A 24,408-nucleotide genomic window follows, 5' to 3' on the forward strand; every position below is an offset into this window, starting at 1 on the left:
CAAGAACCATCGCGCGACGCCGCTCCGATGAACGCTTTGTCACCCCTGCCGGCCGCCGTGCCGCAAGCCGTCCTGGGCGCACTGCTCGGGCAGCAGACCCGCCAGATCGCCATCGAGACGGCGCTCACCACCGACAATTTGGTCGTGGAGCGCTTTACCGCCACCGAGGCGGTATCGGCGTCGTTCGTGCTGCAGGTCGATTGCCTGAGCCCGTCGGCCCACCTGGATACGGCCAAGCTGGCCTCGCAGGAAGCCACGCTGCGCCTGATGCTGGCCGACGGCCGCTGGCGCGCGTGGCACGGCTATGTGGCCGATTGCGCAGCCCTGGGCGGCGACGGCGGCCTGGCGCGCTATCGATTGCGCATCGTGCCGTGGCTCGATCGCCTGCGCACGCGCAGCGACTGCTTCGTCTACCAGAACAAGACCGCGCTGGAGATCATCGAAGAGGTGTTCTCTGAATATCCGGTCGCGCACTACAAGATCTCCACCCGCCAGCCGTGCGCCAAGCGCTCGATCTGCTGCCAGTACCGCGAGACCGACTACGCCTTTGTGATGCGCCTGCTGGCCGAAGAAGGCCTGTCGTTCCGCATCGAGCACCAGCAGAGCGACGAGAAGCGGCAGGACAACGCGCAGTCGAAGCACACCGTGGTCATCTTCGACAACGACGCCGAGCGGCCGGCCTGCGCGCAACCCAGCATCCGCTTCCATCGCGTCGATGCCACGGAAAGCACAGACGCCATCGAGCGGTTCTCGCAGACGCGCTCCGTCGGCACCAACGCCGTGACTGTCGCAGCGTGGGACTACAAGGCGCTGGCCGCCACCTCGGGCCAAGCCACCGCCAGCGACCCGGGCGGCGAGCTGCCGACGCTGGAATCCTTCGAAGCTTCCGGCCCCTACCGCTTTGCCGATGCCCAGGGCGCCAGCCGCGCCGCACGCCTGCGCATGCAGGCCCACGAAGGTGCCTACCTGCGCTACCAGGGCCAGGGCGGCGTGCGCCAGCTCGGGGCCGGGCAGCGCTTCAAGCTCACGCAGCATTTCGACAGCAAGCACAGCGAGTTCGTCACGCTGCAGGTCGAGCACGAGGCGGCCAACAACCTGGGCACCGACCTCGCGCGTTTTCTGAGCACCACCGCCATCGAATCCGGCAGCTACCGCAACCGCTTCGTCGCCGTGCCGGCCGATGCGCCGATCGTGCCGGCGTACTGTCGCCGCCCGACCGCGCCCGAGGGCCAGGCCGCCGTGGTCATCGCCGATGGCGGCGCGCCGCTCACCACCGACCGCGACCACCGCGTGCGCATCCGCTTCCCGTGGCTGCGTGCGCCTGCTGTCAACGCCTTCTCCGACCCGGGCAGCAGCGACCGCACGCAGGTCACCGCCTGGGTGCGCGTGGCCACCGCCAGCGCCGGCCCCAACTGGGGCGGCAACCACCTGCCGCGCGCCGGCACCCAGGTGCTGCTCACCTTCCTCGACGGCGACATCGACCGGCCGATGGTCGCCATGCAGCTGCACAACACGCAGGACGCCCTGCCTTGGGCCCCCGCCGATGCGCCGCTCGGGCAAGCGCTGTCCGGCTGGCATTCGCAGGGCCTCTCCGGCGACGGCTACAACCAATGGGTGGTCGACGATCATCCTGGCCAGCTGCGCACGCGCCTGGCCAGTTCGTCCGCCAACAGCCAGCTCAACCTCGGCTACGTGACCTCGCACGGCGCCACCGGCGGCGAGCGCGGTAGCTGGCGCGGCACCGGGGCGGAGCTGCGCACCGATGCCTGGGCCGTGGTGCGCGCGGGCGCGGGGCTGCTGCTCTCGACCACGGCGCGGGCGCAGGCGGCGGGCACGGTGCTCGATGCGCATGAGGCGCGTGGGCAGCTCACCGCGGCGCAACGTACCGCACAGCGCCTGTCCGATGCCGCCTCCAGCCAGCAAGCGCTGCCGCTGGCGGCCACCGAGGCGTTCGAGCCGATCACGCAGGCGCTGGACCCGGCACAGGACGGCCACTACAAAGGCAACGTCAACGGGCAGGACGCGACCCAGCCGAGCAAGGCTCCGGTGGAACGCTTCGGCCAGCCGCTGCTGGTAGCGGAATCGCCATCGAGCATTGCGCTCACCTCGCAGGCCACCACGACCGTCTACGCGGGCCGGCACCTGCATGGCACCGCGCAGGCGGACTGGCATCTGGCCACCGGCAACGTGGTAGCCGCGGCCGCCGCCAAGGGCGTGAGCCTGTTCGCCCAGCGCAACGGCATCCGCGCCGTCGCCGAAGGTGGGCCGGTGTCGATCCAGGCCCATACCGATGCACTGGCGGTGTTGGCCGACAAGGCCGTCACCGTCACGTCCTCTGCGGATTCGGTCGAGATCCTGGCGCAGCAGAACATCGTGCTGCATGGCGGGGATTCGATGATTCGGCTGGAGGGCAACGCCATCACGTTTGAGACGTCGGGGACGTTGTCGGTCAAGGGGGCGGGGCATCCGTTGATTGGGCCGGGCGGGCAGGCGGCTGCGCTGCCGGCGTTGCCGACCTCTACCAACCAGCCAAACTGGATCGAAATGAGTCTGCTTGGCTACGAAGGACAGCCCATGCGCAACATCGAGTACGAACTAGCGTTCACCGATGGAACCAAACGAACAGGAAAATTGAATGGCGCTGCAGAGCAGCGAGAAGAAGGGGTTCCCTGGGGAGGGGCCACACTGACGTATAAAAACAATCCGTCCGCGAAGGATGTTGTTCGCCCCACGCTGGACGACCTCTTGGCCGCTACTGAACCCCTCATTCGTGGGGAAGAAGCCAAACTGAATTCGGACAAAGCGGACACGGTCGCATGAGCAGCCAACAACAAACAGAAGAAGCGCTGGCACTCGTTCATGGCGAGGCCAAACCAGAAGACAAGGGTGTCGGACTGTGGCTCTGGGAGGCTATTCAGGGGGACTTCCAGGAAGATCGCTCTGCCGGTCAGATCGCAGCCGATATGGTGATCTCGCTGATCCCCATCGTCGATACGATTTGCGATATCCGTGACCTTTGCGCCAATATTCGCGCGTATCGGAAGGACCCCAGCAACAAGCTGGTGCTGTTCTTTATCGCATTGACCATCATTGGCTTCTTCCCGGAAATCGGCTCCGTGATCAAGGGCGTTGTCAAGATCGCCTTCGTCTATATCCGGAAGTACCTCAGGCGCGCCGAAGACCTGTTGGATGCAACCAAACTAGGGCAGGCCACGAACCGAGCGCTCGATGCGGCGCTGCCCAAGATTGCGGAATTCCTCAGCAACTCGAAGGTTGTGAAGTGGGCGACGAAGGAAGGTGTGCCAGACATCTTCAAATTCTGCTCAAAGAAAATCACGGAACTGGCGGAGAAGGTCAACGGGTCGAGGCTACGCTCGCAGTTTCTGGAGGCTGCTGACAAGATCGAGAAGCTTCTCGGCCGTATGAAGCTGATCGTGCCGAGCTCAACGCGCGAGAAGCTGAATGATTTCCTGGATTTCCTTGGCAAGAACAAACAGCGCATCGCTTCGCAGTTGGAGCAATTCACTGCGCCAATCCACACTATCCTCCGTGTGACAGCCAAGCGCTTGGATGATCATGCGTGGATCGCGTATACGCGGACGCATAACAAAGGGTGGATTGCGCCGATGAGTGAACAAGGCGCAGCGCAGTTGATGAATAAGCATCCGCCCAGCTGGGTGCGGTTGGGCGACAAACTTCCGCACCCAGCACCTACGCTGAAAGAAGCTGAGGTGACCCGGGCGGAATTCGATGCAAAAATTGAGAAACTGCGCAAAGCAGGTCAACCCACTCCGCCAGCACTCGATGCCGGCGTGATTCAAACCTTCGAACGAGGCAAGCTCGCGCCAACCCAAATCAAAGGTCCTGCCAAGCTCTACCGTGTGGTTGATCCAACCAACGCCGCCGGAGGTATCTTTTGGGTTGACGAGAAAACATTTAACAGCCTGAAGAGCCGTGCGGAGTGGCGAGAAAAACTAGCCGTCAAGCCGGAGTGGAATCAAAACGGTCAGTACGTTGTGTATGAAATTCCGGCCGGAGAAACGCTGGCTGCCTGGAGAGGACCTGCCGCCTCACAGAAACTTGAAGGTACCCCGTATCATCTGACCGGCGGCACAGACCAGATCGTGTTTTACCCTTCGCAAGACAAGTTTGCGGCGACACACCCACGCATCGACCATGAGAGTGGGCAGCAGTTGCCTGGGCGTAACGGCCAACCGGATACTCGGGTCGAGTGGGAAGACGTGACGGGCAGGAAAGTGGCCGCGCCCCTGCGTGATACGGCCACGGACCCCCACGTGAAGGGACCCTACGAAACGGGATGGGGTTTCGCAGACTGGAATCAACAAGAAGCGAAGGGCGTCATTGTTTCCTTACCCGACGATATTCAATGAGTGCAACAAGCCTGAAACCCTACGACACACCACGCAACCTCGATCAGGATGCATGGTTTCTATATCAAACCACATCCATTGCGTACTACGAGCTGTGCGCGCGCCTGTGCGAAGAGTTCGCGGACATCTACAACACATTCATTACTGGGCATGCACTGCATGGCGCTGCTCGGCTGGACTATTGGGTCTCGCGCTACCTGACGCACGCTGAAAACATTCGTCGCGGTATCGGGTTCATCAAAAACGGCGGCGACTACATGCCGATGATTGATTTCTTGCGGGCTCCGTCAGCAGACTACCGGGGGCTCGTCGAGCAACCCCTGGGATGGATGAATGACGAGCAACGCAAGCAATGGGATCAAGCCTTCCACCGCCTAAGTTATGCCTGTGGCACTGGAAGCGAAACACTACGTAACAACGAAGCAGGCGGAAGGCTTTGGTTAAACCGTGGCTCAGCTGGAAGCGATCAAATCTACGTCGATCGGGACGACAGTCACGTAGGTGATACAGCAAGAGCTATCCAGTATGCAGAAGAGTACGGAATCATGTCGCCGCCAACACCATACCCAAGACATCCTATTGATTTTGGCGAGCACGTCAGTCCAGGCACCTCATGCCCTCGCACCGGGGTATGGGTACCCAAGCAATGGCTAGACGGTGCAAACGACTTTAGCCTCGCATTCTGCGTCCAAGGGCACCCAATGCAACCTGCATATCAGGTGTATTGGGGAAGGCCGATCGACGTTTGGGCAGACTTCCCAATGCCTGACGATGACGATGTGGAAGAACGATCGATCACGCTGACAGAAACGAAAGCTGTGGATACGACTTGGTATTTCGTCTCGCAAACTACTGGTCAGATCGCGCTCTCGGAGGGCTTGCGTCTGCGCTGTGAGGCAGGGCAAGCATGCCCGAAAGCTGGCTACTGGATGACCCCTGCCAAGAGCGGATCGCGCCGGTTCTTCAAGTCAGGAGACACCATGCCAGAAGTGGCGTCTGACTACGGCTCTACCATTTGGCAATGGGACATCGATCAGTCTGATCCGAAGCTGTAGCACCACCTTGCCACGCTGGTCGTACTATTCGCCGCCGCGGACCACTCGCATCATCGCGACACTCGTGTTTGGCGTGCGAAATAAGTCGGCGGACAGCACCGAACTCACAGGAACACCGGCCATCGCGTACAAGGGTGCGACCCAGACGCTGCGTGTTGAGGATGGCTCGACGTGCTAACGCAGAAGAAGGTGGATAAATCTTGATCTCGATATCGATACCCTCGCTTATTGTCGGCCTCGTGCTTTGGTTGCTCTTGCTGAGCTGGCGTAAGCGTGCGAGTTTGCGCAGACGGCGCGAACAGGCGAAACAGGAGACAAAGGTTTTGGCGTTGCTGACGGACCATGGCAGGTTCACCGGCCAGCCAATCGAAAACCTGGTGCAGGCATTTGGCAGCAACTACACCTATGGCGGACTCGACTTCGGTCAATTTATGTTGGAGTGGGAGGTGGGGACATTGCGCATTGTCGCCTGGGGGAAGGAGGCTGTCTGCGAATCGATCAGCGTGGAGCGCAGCGCTTCTTAGGGGTGGTGGCATGAATCACCAACCACTGTCAGGTCTAGTCTAGGCCACCGCACTTTAAGATTCAGAAGAAAACCACCATGGGCTTGCTAAAAAAACTGTTCGGAAGAAACACCAAAGACGCGGTAGCCGATCCTTCGCCATCGCCAAAAGACGATGGCGACGCCTCCGACGACATCGTCCCAGAACTGGCCTCCGCCCTAAAAGCCTATCAACAAGGCCGGCACGAAGCAGCCATCCGCGCCGCAGCCCCCTACGTTGATCGCCTCGCCGACGCCAACCGCCTATGCGCCCTGTCCTACTCGGGCATGCACCGCTATCCCGAAGCCTTCCCCTACTGGCTTGCGCTGTTCAATCAGGAGCCCAGCGCACACAACGCGCTGCAATTGGCGACCACTTCGGTCATGTGCGGCGAAGTCGATCGCGGCGAGGCGTGGCTGCAGAAATTCGATCAGATCAACGAGCAGACGCACGAGCTGTCCAGCGTCACCGGCCGCACCCAATTCATCTCCTCGCTCAAGCAAAGCGGGCACATGGCGGAAGCGCTGCCGTATGTGGCTTGGGTGCGCGATGTCTACGCCCATGTCCGCATCACCGACTCGCATCTCCTCTACATGCGAGGCATTCCCTTCTTCTCCAGCTTTCTGGAGGTCACCCTGCCCGTCCTCCGGGCAAACATGCCGGACGAGGCCATTGTCGAATGGTATGGCGCGCTTTCAGGGCAATTGGACGAACAAGGCGAAGCGCAGCTCGCGCAGTGGTTGCAGTCGCTGACGGTCAAGGCTGGGGATTAGGTTGCCCGCCAGCGCTCGCTAGTGAAGGGCAAGGGCATCCGACGGATGCGTACTGCCTCGCCCGCGAATACGCCCGTGGCAATCACCCCTCCACAAACTCCACAAACTGCGCCGACGACCACACCTTCCCGTCATCCCGCTCGCGCCCATGGAAGTACACCGGCCGGAAGCCAAACGGCCCGTTGACCGGATCGACTTCGATATTTCCGCCCACATCCACCGGCAGCGCCTGCTCCGTCAGCCGCTCCACCGCGATGAACAGCTCGGTACCGCCCAGCTCCAGCCGCAGCCCATCCTTGGCCAGCAGCTCCGCTCCGCTGATCTCCCAGTGGAAATCCGGCGCGTGTGCAAACGGATTGCGCTGCAGCGGGTCGCCCACCTTGATGTAGCTGTCGATGTGCCCGTCGATCACGATGCGCGCGGCCGCTAGGTTGCCGATGTCGATCTCCACGCAGTCGGCATCGCCATAGGTATCGCTGCGGAAGCCGATGTCGGTGGTGCCTTCGCGCCAGCAGGATTCCTCCAGGTGCTCGAAGCCGTGGCCGCCGAAGCGGTGGATGGTGCCGTTGAGGATGCGGATGCGCCCCTGCCACGCGGCCCAGCGGTAACGGTCACGGATGCGTGCACCACCCCAGCGCACGCGGATCAGGCGGTCGGAGAAGCCCGCCTCCTTGTGCAGATTGCGCTCCCAGATCAGGCCGGTGTGGTCGTAGGCGGCGAGGTATTCCCAGCCGGTCTGGCCGAGAAAGCGGTAGTCGAGGCGCGCGGGGCCGTGGTGCGTGAACGCGTCGCCCTGGATATGGTTGCCGCTGCGCACCAGCAGCGCGGTGTGTTCACCCGTGCTGGCCCACGTGTGGCGCGCGCGCAGGGCACGGCCGATCGATTGACGATCGAGCCGCTCCGCCAGCACGCCGGTCAGGCCGCCGCGCACGCCGAACACCTGCACGCCAGGCGCACCGCCGCCGGGCCGGCCGCGATGCTCGTCACCGCTGGCCGCCACGCCGAGCTGGTAGCCGCGTGCGATCACATCACGGTACAGCCAATCGAAGTGGCCCCAGCTGGAGGCGATCTCGACCAAGCGCTCCAGTTGCGGGTGGTGCCAGTCCGGGATGTAGCGACGCCCACCCACGTGCGGCATGATCAGGTGCAGCTCAGGCGCGTCGATGTAGGCGTCCCACAGCTCTTCAATCGGCCAGCGCCCGAGTTCGGCGGCGGCGCCCTTCATGTCTTCGTTCCACACCAGCGTGCGGTTGTGCTCGCCGCGCGCGTTGTAGGGGAAGCCAGGCGCCTCGTCGCCGAGGAAGACGACGTTGTGATCGCCGCCGGCGGTGGAGCTGCCGCACCACTCCTGCACCGGAAATGCGACAAAGCGGCCGGGCTCGTTGATGGTGTTCACCGCCTCCAGCCCGAGCTTCCAGTTGGCGTCGGTGATCTGGAAATCGTTGACGGTGTAGCCGAACACGTCGATGCCGCCAATGTCGCGCGCATATGCCGCGTTGTAGGCTGGGCTGTTGGTGCCGACGGTGTCGTGGGCGTGCACGTGCAGGTCCGCATAGAACGCGCGCGGCGCATTGGGCGCGTCAAAGATCGACAGCCATGCCGTGCCCGTGCTCACGCGCGGCGCGTTCAGCAACGACGCTTCCAGCCGCAGCGTGCCGGTGCCGGTCGGCAAGTCGTCGATGCCGAGCGTTGCCCAGCCGGCTTCGGGCACGGAGTAGTCGCGCTGGTGTACGCGCGTGTTGCCGTCCCAAGCAGTCAAGCGAATTGCGCCGCCCACATCCGAACTGATGTTGCCCCACCGATCGAGCAGCGATGCACGTACCGCCACCGGCGTGCCTGGCCGGGCGAAGCGCGGCCCCTGCAACTGCACGTGTGCCGGCTGGCCCGCATGGATGTCGATCACCACATCGCCCGGCACCGCCACGAAGCGCGAGGTGCCGAGCGGGTCCACGTACAGGCGGAAGCGGAAGTTGTCTTCGATGAAGGTCTGCACGCGCGTGCCGGGCCCGCCGCGCCGCCGGTCGCCCAGGCGGATCAGGATGTGGTCGCCCGCGTTCAGGTAGCCGTCGACCACGTCGACGATGATCGCCTTCTGGAACGGCCGCTCGTGGCCCTTCTGCTCGAAGCGCACGTTCAGCGCCTGGACCGTCGCCGGGCTCTGGCCGGGCACCAGCGGGCCGGCCTGGTATTCAGCGGTGAGGTAGTTGGCGCCAGACGGGTCGGTGGTCTGGAACAGAGCCCAGTCGGAATAGAACTTGAAGGTGGCCTTGAGCCACGCGCCATCCGCAATGCCCGATGCGCCGACTTCGTAGTCGATCAGGATCTCGGCCCACTCGCCCGCTTCCAGCCGGCTCACGGAGCAAGTCGCGCGGCCGGCGAAGGGCAAGGCCTTGTTCTTTTCATACAAGCCGGCGGGCGCGTGGTGCTCGCCCAGCCGCTCGCGCAGCCGCTCGCGCAGGGCGGTATAGCCCACCGCCAGGGATGCTCGGTCATTCATGCAAAGGCTCCGATCAATGGAAAGGCCACGGCGCGCTGGCGTCCCACACGGGAATGCCGAGGTGCGCGTACCACGGCGCCATCACGAAGACGCCATAGGCGATGCCGATCAGCACGGAGACGACGCCGACCTTGGCGTAGTCCGCCGTAGAGAACGTGCCGCTGCTGTAGGCGACCACCGCCGCGGTGATCTGCGTGGGGAGGATGTAGGCGAAGCTGTCGCTGTCGCACACCAGCAGCGTGAAGGCGGCCGGATGCAGCCCGAGCTTGGGTGCGAGCGCCAGCATGATGGGCGCGATCATCGTGACGGCGGCCACGTTGGAGAGCATCGCCAGCCGCGCCGCATGCGTGCCGATCATCACGATCAGCAGTGCGAGCCACCACGGATGGCCTTGCGCGAAGCGATACAGCCAGTCAGCCACCCACGGCGCGAGGCCGGTCTCGCTGATGGCCGCCGACAGGCTCAGTGCCCCCGCCAGCAGGAAGAACGTGCCCCAGATGGTGCGGCTCTGGACATCCTTCCAGCCGATGCCGGTCAGCCCCGGCACGAACAGCGCCGCCAGCCCCAGCAACGCTACGATCTCTGATGGCAGCCCATGCCACGCCTCGGTGGCCCACAGCACCGACACGGTCGCAAACACCAGCAGGATCGCCTTGGATTGGGCGCCGGCCGGCGGCAGCGCGGCGCGTTGCTCGGCAATCGCCGTCGGCCCGCCCGGCAGCCGCACGGCGCGCGACTTGAAGTAGAACTGCACCCACAGTTGCGTCAGCACGAACATGCCCAGGTACGGCCACTGCAGCGTGAACCAGTCGAGATACGACAGATGCAGGCCGAGCTGCTTCTGCAACAGACCGGCAATCACCAGGTTGGGCAGGTGCGCGGTCAGGATGCACATGCCGCTGATCATCGAGCCATACACCAGCGACTGGATCACGATGGCCTTCTTGGCGCTGCGCTCGCGCGGGGTGTCGCCAAACAGGTCGGCAATGCCGTTGACCACCGGCAGCAGCGCCGCCGCGCGCGCGTTGGCCGCCGGCACCAGGAAGCTCAGCACGAAGTTGACCACGAACATCGCCCAGATCACGCCGTTGGCGGTGCTGGTCTTGAGCTTGTCGAGCAGCCATAGCGCAATACGCCGGTCCAGCCCAGCCGCCTGCATGATCGACGAAAACAGGAAGGCCGCCAGGCACAGGAACACCACCGGCGAGGCAAAACCGCTGGCCGCCTTGCTGAACGGCGTGATGGCGTGCGCGAGCACCAACAGGGCTGGGATGAGGATGCCGCTCACGCCCACCGGCACGGCCTCGGTCATCCAGATCATCGCGGCCCAGGCGACGACCGCCAAGGTGGCGCGTCCGGCCAGCGACAGCCCAGCCGGCTGCGGCAGCACGAACAGGACGAGGAAGAACGCCGCCCACGCGGCAAGGAAACCGAGACGCGCTTTGAGCAGCGGGCTCGGCCGAAACTGTGCGCCCGCGCGCGGCAGCTCGGCCTGCCAGCCGGTTTGCGACGACAGCGATGACGGATGGACTGGACTGCTCACGATGGCCCCATGGCGGTTTGTCAGATAACAAAGACGCCACACTGGTCAGTCCGGCCCCCTTGGGGCAATGCTACGGATTCACCTCAAAATGCCAACGAATGGGTTGGCATATGGTTATGACGTTTGCGGCCAAGCCGGAGGTGGCTGACGCCATCAATCGCGTCAAATGCGTTTCAAAAAATGCGCCGGACAGACCTATAATCGCGCAGCCGTGCGAACGGGGATCGATGAAGAATCGGTAATGTTTCCGGCAAAGCCAATCGCATCGCGCGATGTATAAAAAATCAGAACAACGCGAAAGGGTCAGCCCCATGGATCAATCCAACAAACCCGCGTCGGCAGATGCCGAGCGCGACCACCAGCCCGCCATCGTGCGCGCGGCCGACGCCACGGTGCGCGAAGCCAACGACCTCCTCCACAGCAGCGGCGGCCTGAAATTGGGCAATGGCCTGCTCGGCACCATCGTTGCTCTCGTGCTTGGCTTCCTCTGCCTGCTGGGCGTGCTGGCCTTCCATTTTCCGCAGTATCTGACCACGCCCGAATTGCGCCACGCCTATTCCGTGGACGTACTGCGCAAGATCCTGTTTGTCTCGCTGCTGGCGTCCGGCGGTCTTGCGCTGGCCAATATCGTGCTGGATAACCGCCGGCGCCTGAATTGCCTGGCCTTTGCATTGGTGCTGGCGGCGGTGGCGCTGGGCGGCTCGCGCGTGCCTGTCGGTGATTTCCCCGATCACACGCCGTATATCGGGCTCGACTGGTTCATTCTCGACCTGCTCGGCTCGACCCTGATTTTCGTGCTGCTCGAAAAGCTGTTCCCGCTCTATAAGAAGCAGCCGGTCTTCCGCGCCGAATGGCAGACCGACATGGCGCACTTCGCGGTCAACCACTTCATCGTGGGGCTGGTGCTGCTGGTGGTGAACTTCCTGATCCACCGCGTGTTCGGGTGGATGGTGCATGCCGAGTTCCAGCAGATGGTGCAGCACATCTGGTTCATTCCGCAGCTGCTGCTGTGCATGCTGGTGGCCGACCTGATGGAGTACGTCACGCACCGTGCGTATCACGAGGTGCCATTTCTGTGGCGCTTCCACGCCGTGCACCACAGCGTCAAGACGATGGACTGGCTGGCCGGCTCGCGCCAGCACATCCTGGAGTTGATCGTCACGCGCGTGGCGGTGCTGGGGCCGCTGTTCGTGCTGGGTTTCGACAAGTCCGTGGTGGATGTCTACATCATCATCGTGGGCTTCCAGGCGGTGTTCAATCACGCCAACGTGCACCTGCCATGGGGGCCGCTGAAGTACATCTTCGTCACGCCCGATTTCCACCATTGGCACCACTCGTCGGAAGACGAGGCGATCGACAAAAACTACGCGGCGCACTTCGCCTTCATCGACCACCTGTTCGGCACGGCGGTGAAATCGAAGAAGGCCTTCCCGGAAAAGTACGGCGTGGTGGGCGACTACATGCCCGATGGCTTCATCAACCAGCAGCGCTTTCCGTTCCGCCGTCAGCCGGACTGACCCTCGCCATGCCGATCGCGCCCGCAGCCCAGCGCCTCATCACCCGCCTCGGCCTCGCGCCGCATCCGGAAGGCGGCTTCTACCGCGAGACCTATCGCAGCGAGGAGCGCATCCAGCGTGGCATGATCGATGGCCCGCCCGTCGAACGTGCGGCCGCCACCGCCATCTACTACCTGTTGGCGGATGACGCCTATTCCGCCTGGCACCGCATCCAATCGGATGAGCTCTGGCACTTCCATGCGGGTGACGTGCTAGACGTGCATGTGCTGGAAGACCACGGTGCGGTGCGCACGCATCGCCTGGGCCACGCCGCCGAGGACGAGATGGCGGTGTACCAGGCGGTGGTGCCGGCAGGCCACTGGTTTGCGGCGGAGCGCATTGCCGGGGCGCACGGCTACACGCTGGTGGGCTGCACCGTCGCACCGGGTTTTGAATTCAGCGAATTTGAGCTGGCGGAAGGCCGCGCGCTGCTGGAAGGTTACGCTGCACATGATGGGCTGATCCGAAGGTTGCTACCCAAGCCACCGGTGCGCTGATCAGCACCAGACCACGTTGTCATAGTCGACCGTGCGACGGTAGACGCTCATGCCGCGCCACGTGCTGTATTCCATGTAGGCGCAACTCAGAATGACGATCCAGGTGGCTGCGGTGGTCATGATTCCCTCCCATCCCTGCAGTGCTCCGATAGGTGTGTTATCGGCACGGATTCAGTCTAGATAAGGGGTGCGCCAAGCCATTGCGCGAGCAATAACGCTTCTTGGGTCCAATTCTCGGGGGGCTTTTTTGCGTCACTTCATGGGCATGTGAAGCGCGATTGACACGCCCTACACCGCCCGCCGCAACGCGCGGAACGCGGCCGGCTCCCACACCCGCATCGCCAGCAGCAACGCGGTGCCGTGCTTCTCTGCGCGCGGCGCGTTGGCGGCTTCGTCGTGCAAGGTGGCGAGCTTGGCGCGCAGCTTGCGCAACTCGACCTGCAGTTGCGCGTAGCCGGCCTTGGTCAACATGCCGTGGCTGAAGTCCATGGTCTCGTCCGCGCCGTCGAAGCGGCTTTCCATGAAATCGGGCATGCCCTGCTGCAGGAAGAACTGCCGGATCGGGCCATCACGCAGCCAGTCGAAATCGCGGGCGACGAGCAGCTGGATGCGGTTGCCCGGCTTGAGGTTCACCACCCCCATGCGATCGAGCACCAACAGCTGTTTGATGCACTCCGCCTCCGACAGGCGATAGGTCGCAACGATGTCCGCCAGCGTCCAGTGATTCAACGCGCAGACGGCGACGAGCAGCAGCTTGTCGTTCGACACGAGCTGCGCCTCCTGCGCGTGCGTGAGCGTATGGATGCGCGCTTGTGACGCTTCCGATTCACGCAGCAGCTCCGCCATGGTCATGCCGAGCAGCTCGCTGAACTGCGCAAGGCGGTCGACTGTCAGCCGCCCGCTGGAAAGCAGCCGCTTCACGCTGGGCTCCGACAAGTCCAGCGCCTGCGCAACGTCGCGATAGGTCATTCCCGCCGCCTTCAGCTGCAGCTTGATGGTGGCGATGAGCTGTGCAATTTCGGTCATATCGGTATCGTTCTTTGATACTTCAAGTGTCGGTTCGGCAATTTTTCCAGATAAACCGTGCGAATTCCAGTCCCACTGGCCATGCTGCGCCTCACGCCAATCCGGCGCACCCGACGCACCTGACCTTCGAACTGGAGCCCGCTTTGAAACCGATCCTGATCTCTCTCTTTTGCGCACGGGGGCGGCTGTCACGCCGCGCGTGGGCGCTTCGCCTGGCTGGGATGGCGCTGGCCTGCGCGTTGCTCGGCACGCTCGCCGCGACGGCCTGGGGTGACGCGGCGGCGGCCATCTTCAGCGCGCTGTTCCTGTGGGCGGCCGGTGCCGCGTCGGTGCGGCGTCTGCACGATGCCGGGTTCAGCGGGCGCCAGCTGCTGTGGGTGATGCTCCCGGTACTCGGGCCGCTGTGGTTGCTGGTGGCGCTGCTGCGGCGAGGCGCTGACGGGCCCAACCGTTTCGACAGCCGCTTCGACGCCCGCCCGGCACCGCGTGGCGATTACCTCCAGGTCAACATCGCGGGGTGACGCCATGACCACCATCAACGACGTCACACAGCTCAATCGCATGCCGGTGTTCTCGGTGGCGACACCCCACTCGACCCAGGACGTGGTCGACGCGCTGACCGGCACCGTCTTCCCGGTATCGGTGGGCGGCGGGCACTTCAGCATGGGCGGGCAGACCGCCAGCCCGGGAACGCTGCATCTGGATCTGCGCGAGATGAATCGCATCCTGCGCTTCGACCCCGAGGCCAGCACGATCCGCGTGCAGGCCGGCACGCGCTGGTGCGACATCCAGCGCTTCATCGATCCGCATGACCTGGCGGTCAAGATCATGCAGACCTATGCCAACTTCACCGTGGGCGGCACGCTGTCGGTCAATGCGCATGGCCGCTATACGGCCGGGCCGGTGGCCTCGTCCGTGCGGGCCATTACGCTGGTGCTGACCAATGGCGAGGTGGTGGAGGCAACGCCGGCCATCCACGCCGAGCTCTTCAACGCGGCCATCGGCGGGTATGGTGCCGTCGGCGTCATCACCGAAGCTGAACTGGGGCTGGTGCCGAACGCTCGCGTCGAACGCAGCGCCATCAAGCTGGACGTGGCCGACTACCCGGCCTGGTTCGACGCCAACGTGCGCGGCCACCGTGATGTGGTGTTCCACAACTTCGATCTCTACCCGCCGCACTACGCCGCCGGCCGCGCCGTCAGCTGGACGGTGACCGACAAGCCCGCCACCGCGCCGCGCTTGCAAACGCCACGGCGCGCGCGCCTGCTGGAAAAGTACCTGCTGTGGTCCATCACCGAAACGCCGCTGGGCAAGTTCCGCCGCGAGTACCTCTACGACCCGCTGCTCACGCTGCGTGGCAAGGTGCACTGGCGCAACTACGAAGCCGGCTACGACGTGGCCGAGCTGGAGCCAACCGACCGGCAGCATCGCACCTACGTGCTGCAGGAGTACTTCGTGCCTGCCGCGCAGATGACGCGCTTCACCAAGGCACTTGCCGCCACGCTGCGGCGCTACAAGGTCAATGCCGTCAACGTCTCCGTGCGCCATGCCGATGCCGACACGCAGACCGTGATGTCATGGGCGCGCGGCGAGACCTTCGCCTTCGTCCTCTACTACAAGCAGCGCACGCGCCCCAATGCCCTGGAGAAGGTGGCTGTGTGGACGCGCGAGCTGATCGACGCAGCGCTGGATGCCGGCGGCACGTATTACCTGCCGTACCAGGTGCATGCGACGCCCGAGCAGTTCCATTGCGCCTACCCGCGGGCGCGCGAGCTTTTTGCGCTCAAGGCACGGCTGGACCCGCACTATCGGCTGCGCGGTGCGCTATGGGATCGCTACTACGCCCCCGCGCAGTCGACCGAAGTGGACACGGGCGGCACGACGACGGCCGACCGGTCGCTGTTCGCCGCCGTCTACGGCAACGTCGATTCCGCCGACCGCTTCTACACCTTCCTGCAGAACATCTTCAACCTGGTGCCGGAAGACCGCTTCCATACCCTGATCAAGCAATGCCTGGCTGCGGGCGGCGACGATGAAGCGATCTACCGCAGCCTGCAGGCCGCGTTGCCCGGTATCACGCCGCGCCTGGCCATGCTCAGCCACGCCCTGCCCGCGCTCGCCACGCAAAAACGCGAGATCGGCCGGCAAACTGCCCAACTGATCGGCAATGCACGCCTGCGCGACTACGTCGAGATCGGCACCACCGGCCGCTACGTGCGCGCGTTGCGCAAGCACGCCAGCATCACGGGCAGCGTGACGCTGGTGACGGATACCGCGCCGGGGTTCTCGCCGGTCGATATCGTCGAGCGTGGACAACTCACGCCCATCGGCAAGGCTGTCCGCATGGACGACTACGCGCCGCTCACCCTGCCGCCCGCTAGCGCCGACCTGGTGAGCTGCTTCATCGGCTTGCACCACATGGCGCCCGAGAAGCTACAGCCGTTCCTGGCCTCGATCGCGGCCGTGCTGCGGCCTGGCGGCATGTTCGTGGTGCGCGAGCACGACGTGGCCGCCTCCGCCATGCATCACTTCGTGGCGCTGGCGCATACGGTCTTCAATGCCGGGCTTGGTGAAAGCTGGGCGACCAACGCTGCCGAACTGCACCACTTCGCCAGCGCCGACGCCTGGGTCCGCCGCATCGAGCGCTGCGGCCTGCGCTCCACCGGCGTGCAGCTGCGCCAGGAAGGCGACCCCACCGACAACCTGCTGATGGCCTTCGTCAAGGAAGGAGCAACGTCATGATCCACGGCTTCAAACTGGCATTGGCCGCACTCGCCTTGAGCGCCGCCGTGGCGGCACCGGCGCGTGCGCAGCAGACGGCGAACAGCCTCGTCCCGCTGCCCGAGCGGCGCGGCGCCGAGCAGACGCTGCTGACCTATCCGGAATGGTTTCTCGTCCACAGCCCGGCGGAATATGCCCGCACCGTGCAGAGCGGTGTGCCGCAAGACTTTCCATTCCTGCGCCACATCGGGCAACTGTGGTCGAGCTACGCCGCCGTGACGGCCGAACAGTGGCGCGACGGGTATCCCGCCAACCCGGGCTATCACCTGATGATCAACGTGCTCTCGGCCAGCACCACGGTCGAGTACACCCTGCGCTCCGCCTATGAAAACACCGTCGGCCGGCTGAGCTGGGCGCTCTCCGGCAGCCGGCCCAGCGCTGAAGACCGCTACGCCGCCATGGCCGCGCAGGACTATGTCGACTTCATCCGCCAGGAGCCCTGGTACCGGTACGACTTCACCGCACGGCTCAAGCACCTGTGGACCGACGTGCCGGCCACCGGCCCCGGCATGCTGCGCAAGTGGGAGCGTCGGTACGCACTGACCACCGAATACGCCGTCAAGGCGGTCTACGGCAAGTTGATCGCGTGGGCCACCGGCGTGATCTACACCCCCGCGCGCATGACGACCGCTGTCGTGGTCGACCACCTGCCGCCGGCGTGGTCGCCGCCCGCACGGGTGAGCATCCTGGCACGCGAAGCCGATGGGCGCGCCGTGCTGTCGCTGCCGCGCTACTTCGACTTCCGCATCGCGGCAACTGCGCTGGCCGAGGACGGCATCCACATCACCGATATTGCGGGCAACACATCGGAGGTGCTGGTCACCCTATGGCTGGCGCGCGGCGCGCCGTTCGACCCATCGATGGGCCGCGTGCTGTTCGAGCAGTCCCTGTCGGTGCCGGCCAACCAGCGGCGGGTGGCCGTGCTCATGCCCGTGGGGAAGCTGTCGGCCGCGCTGCTGGCGGCCAAGCAGCGTGGCTGGCAGGTCGAGCACGTCTATGACGACTGAGGCATGCACGCCCTGCCAGGATCCGGCGGCCAATGCGAGGCGTCGATCAAGCGTTGGCCGTGGACGGCAGGTCGCGACCCTGTACCTGCCCACGCGGCTTGACCAGCGTCCACAGCAAGACCATGCCAATCAGGTCTCCGCAACCGAGCGCGACGAAGAACGGCGCGTAGCCGATGCTGCTGACCAACCAGCCGATCATTAGCGTGAAGCCGAGGTTGCCGATGCCGGCCACGAAACTGGCCATGCCGGTGACAGTCGCTACCTCGTGCTTGGGGAACAGATCCGCCGACAGCGAGATCACCGAGATCGACAAAGTCTGGTGCGCGAACCCGCCCAGGCACAGCAGGAGGATGGCCACGGCCGGGTCCTTCACGAAGCCAACCCCCGCCATGCCGATCATCAGGACCGCGCCCAGCGAGAACGCCACACGCTTGCCGTCGACGATCACGATGCCGAAACGCTTGTTCAGGTAAGCCGAGATGGTGCCGCCCATCATGCAGCCGAAATCCGCCGCTACGAACGGCAGCCACGCCGTCAGGGCGATGGTCTTGAGGTCGAAGCCACGTGCCTGGTAGAGGTACAGCGGCATCCAATAGACCAGCGTGCCCCACACCGGATCGGCAAAGAACCGCGGCAGCGCGATGCCCCAGAAATTGCGTTGCGAGAGGATCTGGCGGATGGGCGGCCGGCCGCTCTCCTTGGTGCGCTCCGTACGCTCACTGCCCGCGATCTCCTGGTCGTCCGCCTGCCCTGCCGCGATGTAGTCGGCCTCCGCCTTCGTGAGCGCGGGATGCGCGTCCGGATGGCGATAGAAGATCAGCCACAACCCGGCCCACGCCAGACTCATGGCGCCGGCGATGATGAAGGCGGTCTCCCAGTCGTACTTGAGGATCGACCACGCGATCAGCGGCGGCGCCATGATGGCGCCCACTGACGCACCCAGGTTGAACGTGCCGGCGGCAAAGCCGCGCTCGCGTGCGGGAAACCAGTACGCAGTCGCGCGCATGCCGGCGGGAATAAACGCCCCCTCCACCAGCCCCAGCAAGCCGCGCAGGATGAACAGGCCGATCCAGCCGTTCACGAACCCGTGCGCCATGCAGATCAGCGACCACGCCACGCCGCACAGCAGGAAGCCGAAGCGCAGGCCGATGCGGTCCATCAGGTAGCCGGTCAACGGCGCACCGATCGGGTACATGACCAGGAACGCACCGGTGATCCACCCATAGTGCTGCGTCGTGATGTGCAGGCTCTGCATGACCGTTGGCGCAGCTACGCCCAGCGAGCTGCGCGCCAGGTAGTTCATGACCGTACCGAGCGTGAGCAGCCCGATCATCCACCAGCGCAGTCCCTTGATTTTCATTGTCATCGCGGCCTCCCTAGGCGGAGAACAAAGCGCGCGTGACCGGCGTGGCGTCCAGCCCAACCGATACGGCGCGGAATTGCGGATCGAGCCCAGTGCCGATCCGGTAGAGATCGGCGGCCTCGTTGCGCTGCCACAGGCCGGCGTATCCCGGCACATGCGCGGCGGCGCGACGCGCGTCGAACTTGACGGTGCTGCGCACGAACTCCTCGTGCTGCCGCTCGCCGCGCGCATACGGTGCGAGCCATTCCAGGGCCGATGCAAGCCGGCCGCGGATCTCTGTCGCGCCGTACCAGTCGTCGCCATGCGCGGCGGCCATGGAGGCGGCCATCAGCAGCGGCTCCAGGTCGTAGACGACGTAGTGCATGGCGTCTCGCTGGGCAAAGTCATAGGTGCTGCCGTCGTGGTGCACGTTCTGCCGCACGTGGGCGACGAACGCGGCGCGAGCGGCATCGATCCACCTGGCGTCGCCGCTCAGGTAGGCGCCAGCGGTCGCGAGCTTCACGCGATGGCTCTGCCAGTTGTTGAGCAGCGTACTGTCATCGCCTACGCGCCGCGCGGGGGTCAGGTAGGCCTGTGCCAACTGCGTGCCGAATGCGGGAATGCGCTCGGCCACGTCACGGGGCAGGCGGTCCCTCACGAGATCGAGCCCGAACAGGAATTGGATGAGCTCCGCCTCGTCGACCGGGTTGGCCGACGATTGATAGCCCGGCAGCCAGCCGGCGATGTAGGCAACGGCCTTGTCGGCATAGGCTGCCTTGCCGGTCACGCGAAACGCCAGCGCCTGCACCAGTGTCTGCCGCCAATCCTGCTGCGCCTGGACACTCGCGTCGTGGTCATCCTCGTGGGGCAGCAGGCCCTGCGTGTGCACCACCGCACGCACATGCAGATCGCGCCCAAGCCCGCCATCGGCCAGCACGGTCAATTGCGATGCCACGTCGGCCGGCAGCGATGCCGCCAGCGTCTGCGCGCGCTGCGGCGACGTCAGCGCGTAGCCAGCCGTCTTGGTGGCGGACGGCCGCTTGGCCAGGGCATCGGCCCAGGCGCCACGGTAGGCACTCGCCGCCACGGTCAACGGCACCGCGAACGCGCTGCGCAGCAGCAGGCGACGGCCTGGCGAGTTCGTCATCTCAGCTTCGGCGCAGGTCATGGCAGCCACGCCCCCGCCGACGCTGGGGCAAGCCACATGCCGATGCGCTTCACGCACGTGTTGGAAGGCATGGCCATCACTTCGGCTCCATCGGGCCGGCCAGCACGAACGACCCGCCCTGGAACCGCTGCGTCGGGTCATCCAGATCGCAGGTCGGCGCGTTGGCCGGAAACAGGTGCTCGAACTGCGCCGCGCTGTCCTGCGGACCGAAGCCCAGGAAGCTTGCCTTGGTGTTGTCCACCCACTTGATGCGGTTGTCCGACACGCCGTAGACGATGGCGTGACCGACACGGTTGGTGAACAGCGCGCAGCGCACCAGCTCGATGAAATCGCGATAGCTCAGGTAGGTGACCAGCATGCGCGGGTTCTTTGGCGCCTCGAACGACGAGCCAATCCGCAGGCAGACCGTCTCCAGCCCGAAGCGGTCGAAGTAGTAACGCGACAGCGCTTCGCCAAAACACTTGGTCACGCCGTACAGGCAATCGGGCCGCAGCGGCGCGTCGATGTCGAGCACCGACGTGACGGGATGGAAACCGACTGCATGGTTCGAGCTGGCGTAGACGATGCGCTTGACGCCCTGCTTCTGCGCGGCCGCGTAGAGGTTGTACAGGCCGAGGATGTTGGCCTGCAGCAGATCGTCGAACGGCGCTTCGACAGAGATGCCACCCAGGTGGACGACGGCATCCACGCCTTCGAGCAGGCTGTGCACCGCGGCGCGATCTGCCAGGTCGACCACCCTGCCTTCCTCATGCGCGGCCAGCTCGCCCAGTGGCGCGATATCGCTCACGCGAACGATATCGGCCCACGCGGCGAGCGCGCCGCGCAGCTGCCGCCCGAGGTTGCCGGCGGCGCCGGTCAGCAAGAGCCGCCGGAACGGTTTCGTTTGTGCGGCGCCGCCGCTTGCGTCATTGATTCCCATGGGATTGGACTCGGTCATGAACGTTGATGTGTTCGTGCCTGCTTGAGTGCCGCCTCGGCACCCGCACGCAGCAGGCTGATATCGGTGGCGACGGCAACATAGTCGAAACCGTCGCGGATGTACTGGGCGGAAAGCTCAGGGTCGGCCATCAGGATGCCGATCGGCTTGCCGCATGCATGCGCACGTGCACGCGCATTGTGGATGGCGCCCTGCACATCCGGGTGGCGGGCGTTGCCCAGGTGCCCCAGGGTGGCCGCCAGGTCGGCTGGGCCAATGAAGAGCGCGTCGATGCCCTCCACGGCGGCAATCTGCTCCAGGTTGGCCAGTGCCTTGGGGGTTTCGAGCTGCACGAGCAGGCAGACTTCGTCATTGGCGTTCTGGCCGTAGTCGGCATCGCGCCCGTAACGGTTGGCACGCGTGGCCAAAGAAACGCCGCGCATACCCAGCGGCGGGTAGCGCACGGCGGCAACGGCACGGCGTGCGTCGTCCGCCGTATCGACCATTGGCACCAGCAGCGTCTGCGCGCCGATGTCGAGCAACCGCTTGATCGGCACCGGGTCGTTGGTGGCCGGCCGCACCACCGCCGACATGGCCGTCTGGGCAACGGTGCGCAACTGCTCCAGCACCATCGGCACCTCGTTGGGGGCGTGCTCGGTGTCGAGCAGGATCCAGTCGTAGTCGCTCTGCGTCAGGACCTCGGCGACGTTGCTCGCGGCGAGCATGCTCCAGATGCCGAGCTGCTGCTTGCGGGCCAGCAACTGTGCCTTGAACCGGTTGCGCTGCATGAGGGTGCCCCTTCAAGAATGCGATGCGTGATCAAGCTGACATGCCGCGATGCCGGGCTGCCGGCATCGCCTTGATCGTAGGACTTAGAACGAGTGCCGCATACCCAGACCGACACCGATCGGGGACCCGCCCGGCGCACGGCTTGCCACGGAGGTCACGACCGGGTTGACGTCATAGTCATAGGTCGCAAATGAGCTGTTGTGAATCCGGCTGACGTAGCCCTCCAGCATGGTGCGCTGCGACAACCAGTAGTGGTACGCAAACACCATCTGCTGTGCCCCGGTATGCGGCTGCTGCGCCGCCGAGCACTGCCCCGCCACTGCCGCCCCCGAGCAGTTGAGCGCACGCGCCACCGAATAGCTGACGATGAAGTCCTGCACGCCCACCTTCTGCATGACGGAAAGGCTGTAGGCATCACGGTAGGTCTGCCCGCCGCCGGCCGCAGCGCCTGCGCCGAAGGTGCCCTTGGAGCCGAGGCGGTCCCAACCGAGCGAGAAACTGGTCGACCCGGCCGATAGCCAGTTCGCCTCGTACCGGACGGCGATGCGGTGCTCGTAGTCGTTCGAGTAGCCGGCCCCCGCCACACCCATGCCGGCGCTGCCCGCGCCGGACAAGCCCGCGCCGGCGCCCAGCAGCGCCTGGCCGCGCCGCGTTTCATACGCATACGCGGCATAGATCGGGCCGCGCGCAAACTGCGCTCCCGTGCCCCAGGCATACATGCCAGTGAGTGCGGTGCCGGCAGAACCGCTCACGCTGCTGTTGGTAGGCGACGTGTTGCCGCCACCCGGCGAATACACCAGCTGCCCCGTCAGGCCCTGCAGCATGTCGGGCGACGTGTACAGGATGGAGTTGGCCAGCCGCGCGTTCAGGTTGGTCTGCGTGCCGTTGAGCGTCGTCATGATGCCAATGTTGTTGGCGATCGACGTGCTGCCGGGAATGAAGTTGAGCTTGCCGCCCAGCGCACGCATGGGCGAAGTCAGGTAGCCCAGCTGCAGCGTGCCGAGCTGGTTGCTCTGCAGGCCGACAAACTGGTCGCGCGCGCTCGGGCCCGAGCCGTTGTTGACGTTGAAGCCGTATTCGATCTGGAAGATCGCGTTCAGGCCATTGCCCAGCGCTTCCTTGCCGCGCATGCCCCACAGCGAGCTGTTGCTGTCTTCGCGCACCGTCATCGGCACGTTGGCACCGGTCTTGTTGGCACCGGTGGTGCGCACCGCCTCCACCGTGCCGTCGATCACCCCATACAGCGTCACCGAACTCTGCGCATGCGCGTTGACGGATGCACACGCCACAGCGGCGATGCAGGAGAGTTTCGTTTTCAAGCCCATGTCCTTCCTCCTAGTGGATCTCTGTTGTCGTTCTGACTTGCGTTGTGGTTTTCACCCGTGGCAGATCCACTGCGGTAAACCGGTCTTTCAGTTCAATCGCAGCTCGGTCGTGCGATCGAACAGATGCAGATGCGCCGGCGGAATGCTCAGGCTGGCTTGCGCGCCGTGCTGCAGCCCGTAGGCTTGGCGATCGCGCCCCGTTGCCGCCAGGGCGCCGACCGGCGTATCGCACACGAGCAGCGTCTCGGCGCCGTAGAACTCGCCGCTCTTCACGCGGGCGTTGACGCGGATGTCGCCCTGCGCGCCTTCTGCCGTGCCAATGCGGATGTGCTCGGGGCGGACGCCGCAGACGATCGGCTGGCCATCGCGCACGGCGGGACGGCCCGGCAGCGCAATCTCGATGCCGTCGGCGCAGTGGATGGCCGCCTGATCGCCGCGGACCTGTGCCACCCCGTCGAAGAAGTTGATCGATGGCGAGCCGATGAACTGCGCCACGAAGCGGTTCAGCGGCCGGTCATACAGCTCGACCGGCGTGCCAACCTGCTCGACGCGCCCATCGCGCAGCACCACGATGCGATCGGCCAGCGTCATGGCCTCGACCTGGTCGTGCGTCACGTACACGCAAGTGGTGCGCATGCGCTCGTACAGTTCGCGGATCTCGGCACGCACGTGGTGGCGCAGCGCGGCGTCCAGGTTGGACAATGGCTCGTCGAACAGGAACACCGACGGCTTGCGCACGATCGCGCGGCCCATCGCCACGCGCTGGCGCTGCCCGCCCGAGAGCTGGCGCGGATAGCGGTCGAGCAGCGTGTCGAGCGCCAGCGAATGGGCGATCTCACCCACAATGCGGTCGATCTCCGCCTTCGGCCGCTTGGCGAGCTTGAGGCTGAAGCCCATGTTCTCGCGCACGGTCAGCTGCGGATAGAGCGCGTAGCTCTGAAAGACCATTGCGATATCGCGGTCCTTCGGATGCAGGTGCGTGACGTCGCGCCCGCCGATGCGCACGGCGCCGCCGGACACGTCCTCCAGCCCCGCGATGATGCGCAGCAGGGTCGATTTTCCCGAGCCGCTCGGGCCCACGAGCACGCAGAACTCGCCGTCGCGAATATCGACCGAGACGCTCTTGATGATGTGCTGGTCGCCGAAGCGCTTGTCGATTGCGTCCAGGGTCACGGAAGCCATGGTTCGCTCCTCTTCTCG

19 protein-coding genes are annotated in these 24,408 nt (G+C 65.0%); 10 read left to right on the forward strand and 9 right to left on the reverse strand.

Annotation, left to right across the window (positions count from 1 at the left end; translation table 11 throughout):
• Positions 1-27 precede the first annotated feature (27 nt).
• The 5 genes from QZ609_RS00300 to QZ609_RS00320 all read left to right on the forward strand — a co-directional run bounded on the left by QZ609_RS00300 (position 28) and on the right by QZ609_RS00320 (position 6,761).
• Complete coding sequence (locus tag QZ609_RS00300) at positions 28-2,820, forward strand: type VI secretion system Vgr family protein (RefSeq protein WP_295489453.1); 2,793 nt, start codon at positions 28-30, stop codon at positions 2,818-2,820.
• Positions 2,817-4,391 (forward strand): hypothetical protein, encoded by a 1,575-nt coding sequence (locus QZ609_RS00305; RefSeq protein ID WP_295489456.1) that lies wholly within the window; start codon positions 2,817-2,819, stop codon positions 4,389-4,391. Before QZ609_RS00300 ends, QZ609_RS00305 begins: the two co-directional genes overlap by 4 nt.
• Entirely contained in the window at positions 4,388-5,446 is a 1,059-nt protein-coding gene (locus tag QZ609_RS00310; protein ID WP_295489458.1) for a hypothetical protein, read from the forward strand. The genes QZ609_RS00305 and QZ609_RS00310 overlap by 4 nt, the downstream gene beginning before the upstream one ends.
• Positions 5,447-5,646: 200 nt before the next feature.
• Positions 5,647-5,970, forward strand: coding sequence for a hypothetical protein (locus QZ609_RS00315; protein ID WP_295489461.1), 324 nt, complete (start codon positions 5,647-5,649; stop codon positions 5,968-5,970).
• Between the two features lie 77 nt (positions 5,971-6,047).
• Positions 6,048-6,761: a hypothetical protein gene (locus tag QZ609_RS00320; protein WP_295489464.1), complete on the forward strand. Its 714-nt coding sequence runs from the start codon at positions 6,048-6,050 to the stop codon at positions 6,759-6,761.
• A gap of 82 nt (positions 6,762-6,843) precedes the next feature.
• Here the strand turns inward: QZ609_RS00320 and QZ609_RS00325 are convergent, their stop codons facing one another.
• Positions 6,844-9,258, reverse strand: a complete 2,415-nt coding sequence (locus QZ609_RS00325) for a hypothetical protein (protein WP_295489467.1) — start codon at positions 9,256-9,258, stop codon at positions 6,844-6,846.
• A gap of 13 nt (positions 9,259-9,271) precedes the next feature.
• Positions 9,272-10,801 carry a DASS family sodium-coupled anion symporter gene (locus QZ609_RS00330; RefSeq protein WP_295489469.1) on the reverse strand — a complete coding sequence of 510 codons (1,530 nt, stop codon included), beginning with the start codon at positions 10,799-10,801 and terminating at the stop codon, positions 9,272-9,274.
• A gap of 311 nt (positions 10,802-11,112) precedes the next feature.
• Between QZ609_RS00330 and QZ609_RS00335 the strand changes: the two genes are divergently transcribed.
• Positions 11,113-12,318, forward strand: a complete 1,206-nt coding sequence (locus QZ609_RS00335; protein ID WP_295489472.1) for a sterol desaturase family protein — start codon at positions 11,113-11,115, stop codon at positions 12,316-12,318.
• A gap of 8 nt (positions 12,319-12,326) precedes the next feature.
• Positions 12,327-12,854 carry a cupin domain-containing protein gene (locus tag QZ609_RS00340; RefSeq protein WP_295489475.1) on the forward strand — a complete coding sequence of 176 codons (528 nt, stop codon included), beginning with the start codon at positions 12,327-12,329 and terminating at the stop codon, positions 12,852-12,854.
• A 288-nt stretch (positions 12,855-13,142) separates the two neighbouring features.
• Here the strand turns inward: QZ609_RS00340 and QZ609_RS00345 are convergent, their stop codons facing one another.
• Positions 13,143-13,880 carry a helix-turn-helix transcriptional regulator gene (locus QZ609_RS00345; protein WP_295489477.1) on the reverse strand — a complete coding sequence of 246 codons (738 nt, stop codon included), beginning with the start codon at positions 13,878-13,880 and terminating at the stop codon, positions 13,143-13,145.
• Between the two features lie 143 nt (positions 13,881-14,023).
• Here QZ609_RS00345 and QZ609_RS00350 point away from each other — a divergent pair, with 143 nt between their 5' ends.
• Genes QZ609_RS00350 through QZ609_RS00360 form a run of 3 tightly spaced genes read left to right on the forward strand, consistent with a single transcriptional unit; the run spans position 14,024 to position 17,668 of the window.
• Positions 14,024-14,401 (forward strand): DUF805 domain-containing protein, encoded by a 378-nt coding sequence (locus QZ609_RS00350; protein ID WP_295489479.1) that lies wholly within the window; start codon positions 14,024-14,026, stop codon positions 14,399-14,401.
• A 4-nt stretch (positions 14,402-14,405) separates the two neighbouring features.
• Positions 14,406-16,622 (forward strand): FAD-binding protein, encoded by a 2,217-nt coding sequence (locus QZ609_RS00355; RefSeq protein ID WP_295489481.1) that lies wholly within the window; start codon positions 14,406-14,408, stop codon positions 16,620-16,622.
• The gene (locus QZ609_RS00360) at positions 16,619-17,668 is read left to right on the forward strand and encodes a hypothetical protein (protein ID WP_295489483.1); all 1,050 of its coding nucleotides are present in this window, start codon (positions 16,619-16,621) and stop codon (positions 17,666-17,668) included. The genes QZ609_RS00355 and QZ609_RS00360 overlap by 4 nt, the downstream gene beginning before the upstream one ends.
• A gap of 46 nt (positions 17,669-17,714) precedes the next feature.
• On the opposite strand, the gene QZ609_RS00365 is transcribed toward QZ609_RS00360, so the two are convergent.
• The 6 genes from QZ609_RS00365 to ugpC form a co-directional block, all read right to left on the reverse strand.
• The gene (locus tag QZ609_RS00365) at positions 17,715-19,034 is read right to left on the reverse strand and encodes an MFS transporter (protein ID WP_295489486.1); all 1,320 of its coding nucleotides are present in this window, start codon (positions 19,032-19,034) and stop codon (positions 17,715-17,717) included.
• Positions 19,035-19,044: 10 nt separating this feature from the next.
• Positions 19,045-20,157 (reverse strand): alginate lyase family protein, encoded by a 1,113-nt coding sequence (locus QZ609_RS00370; protein WP_295489489.1) that lies wholly within the window; start codon positions 20,155-20,157, stop codon positions 19,045-19,047.
• A gap of 97 nt (positions 20,158-20,254) precedes the next feature.
• The gene (locus QZ609_RS00375) at positions 20,255-21,097 is read right to left on the reverse strand and encodes an NAD(P)-dependent oxidoreductase (RefSeq protein ID WP_295489492.1); all 843 of its coding nucleotides are present in this window, start codon (positions 21,095-21,097) and stop codon (positions 20,255-20,257) included.
• 14 nt (positions 21,098-21,111) lie between these two features.
• Positions 21,112-21,882: an HpcH/HpaI aldolase/citrate lyase family protein gene (locus tag QZ609_RS00380; RefSeq protein WP_295489494.1), complete on the reverse strand. Its 771-nt coding sequence runs from the start codon at positions 21,880-21,882 to the stop codon at positions 21,112-21,114.
• Between the two features lie 84 nt (positions 21,883-21,966).
• Positions 21,967-23,202: a porin gene (locus tag QZ609_RS00385; protein ID WP_295489496.1), complete on the reverse strand. Its 1,236-nt coding sequence runs from the start codon at positions 23,200-23,202 to the stop codon at positions 21,967-21,969.
• A 93-nt stretch (positions 23,203-23,295) separates the two neighbouring features.
• The gene (gene ugpC, locus QZ609_RS00390) at positions 23,296-24,390 is read right to left on the reverse strand and encodes a sn-glycerol-3-phosphate ABC transporter ATP-binding protein UgpC (RefSeq protein ID WP_295489498.1); all 1,095 of its coding nucleotides are present in this window, start codon (positions 24,388-24,390) and stop codon (positions 23,296-23,298) included.
• Positions 24,391-24,408 lie beyond the last annotated feature (18 nt).

Origin of the sequence: uncultured Ralstonia sp. (assembly GCA_913056305.1) — a bacterium.
In the GTDB taxonomy this organism is placed as follows: domain Bacteria; phylum Pseudomonadota; class Gammaproteobacteria; order Burkholderiales; family Burkholderiaceae; genus Ralstonia.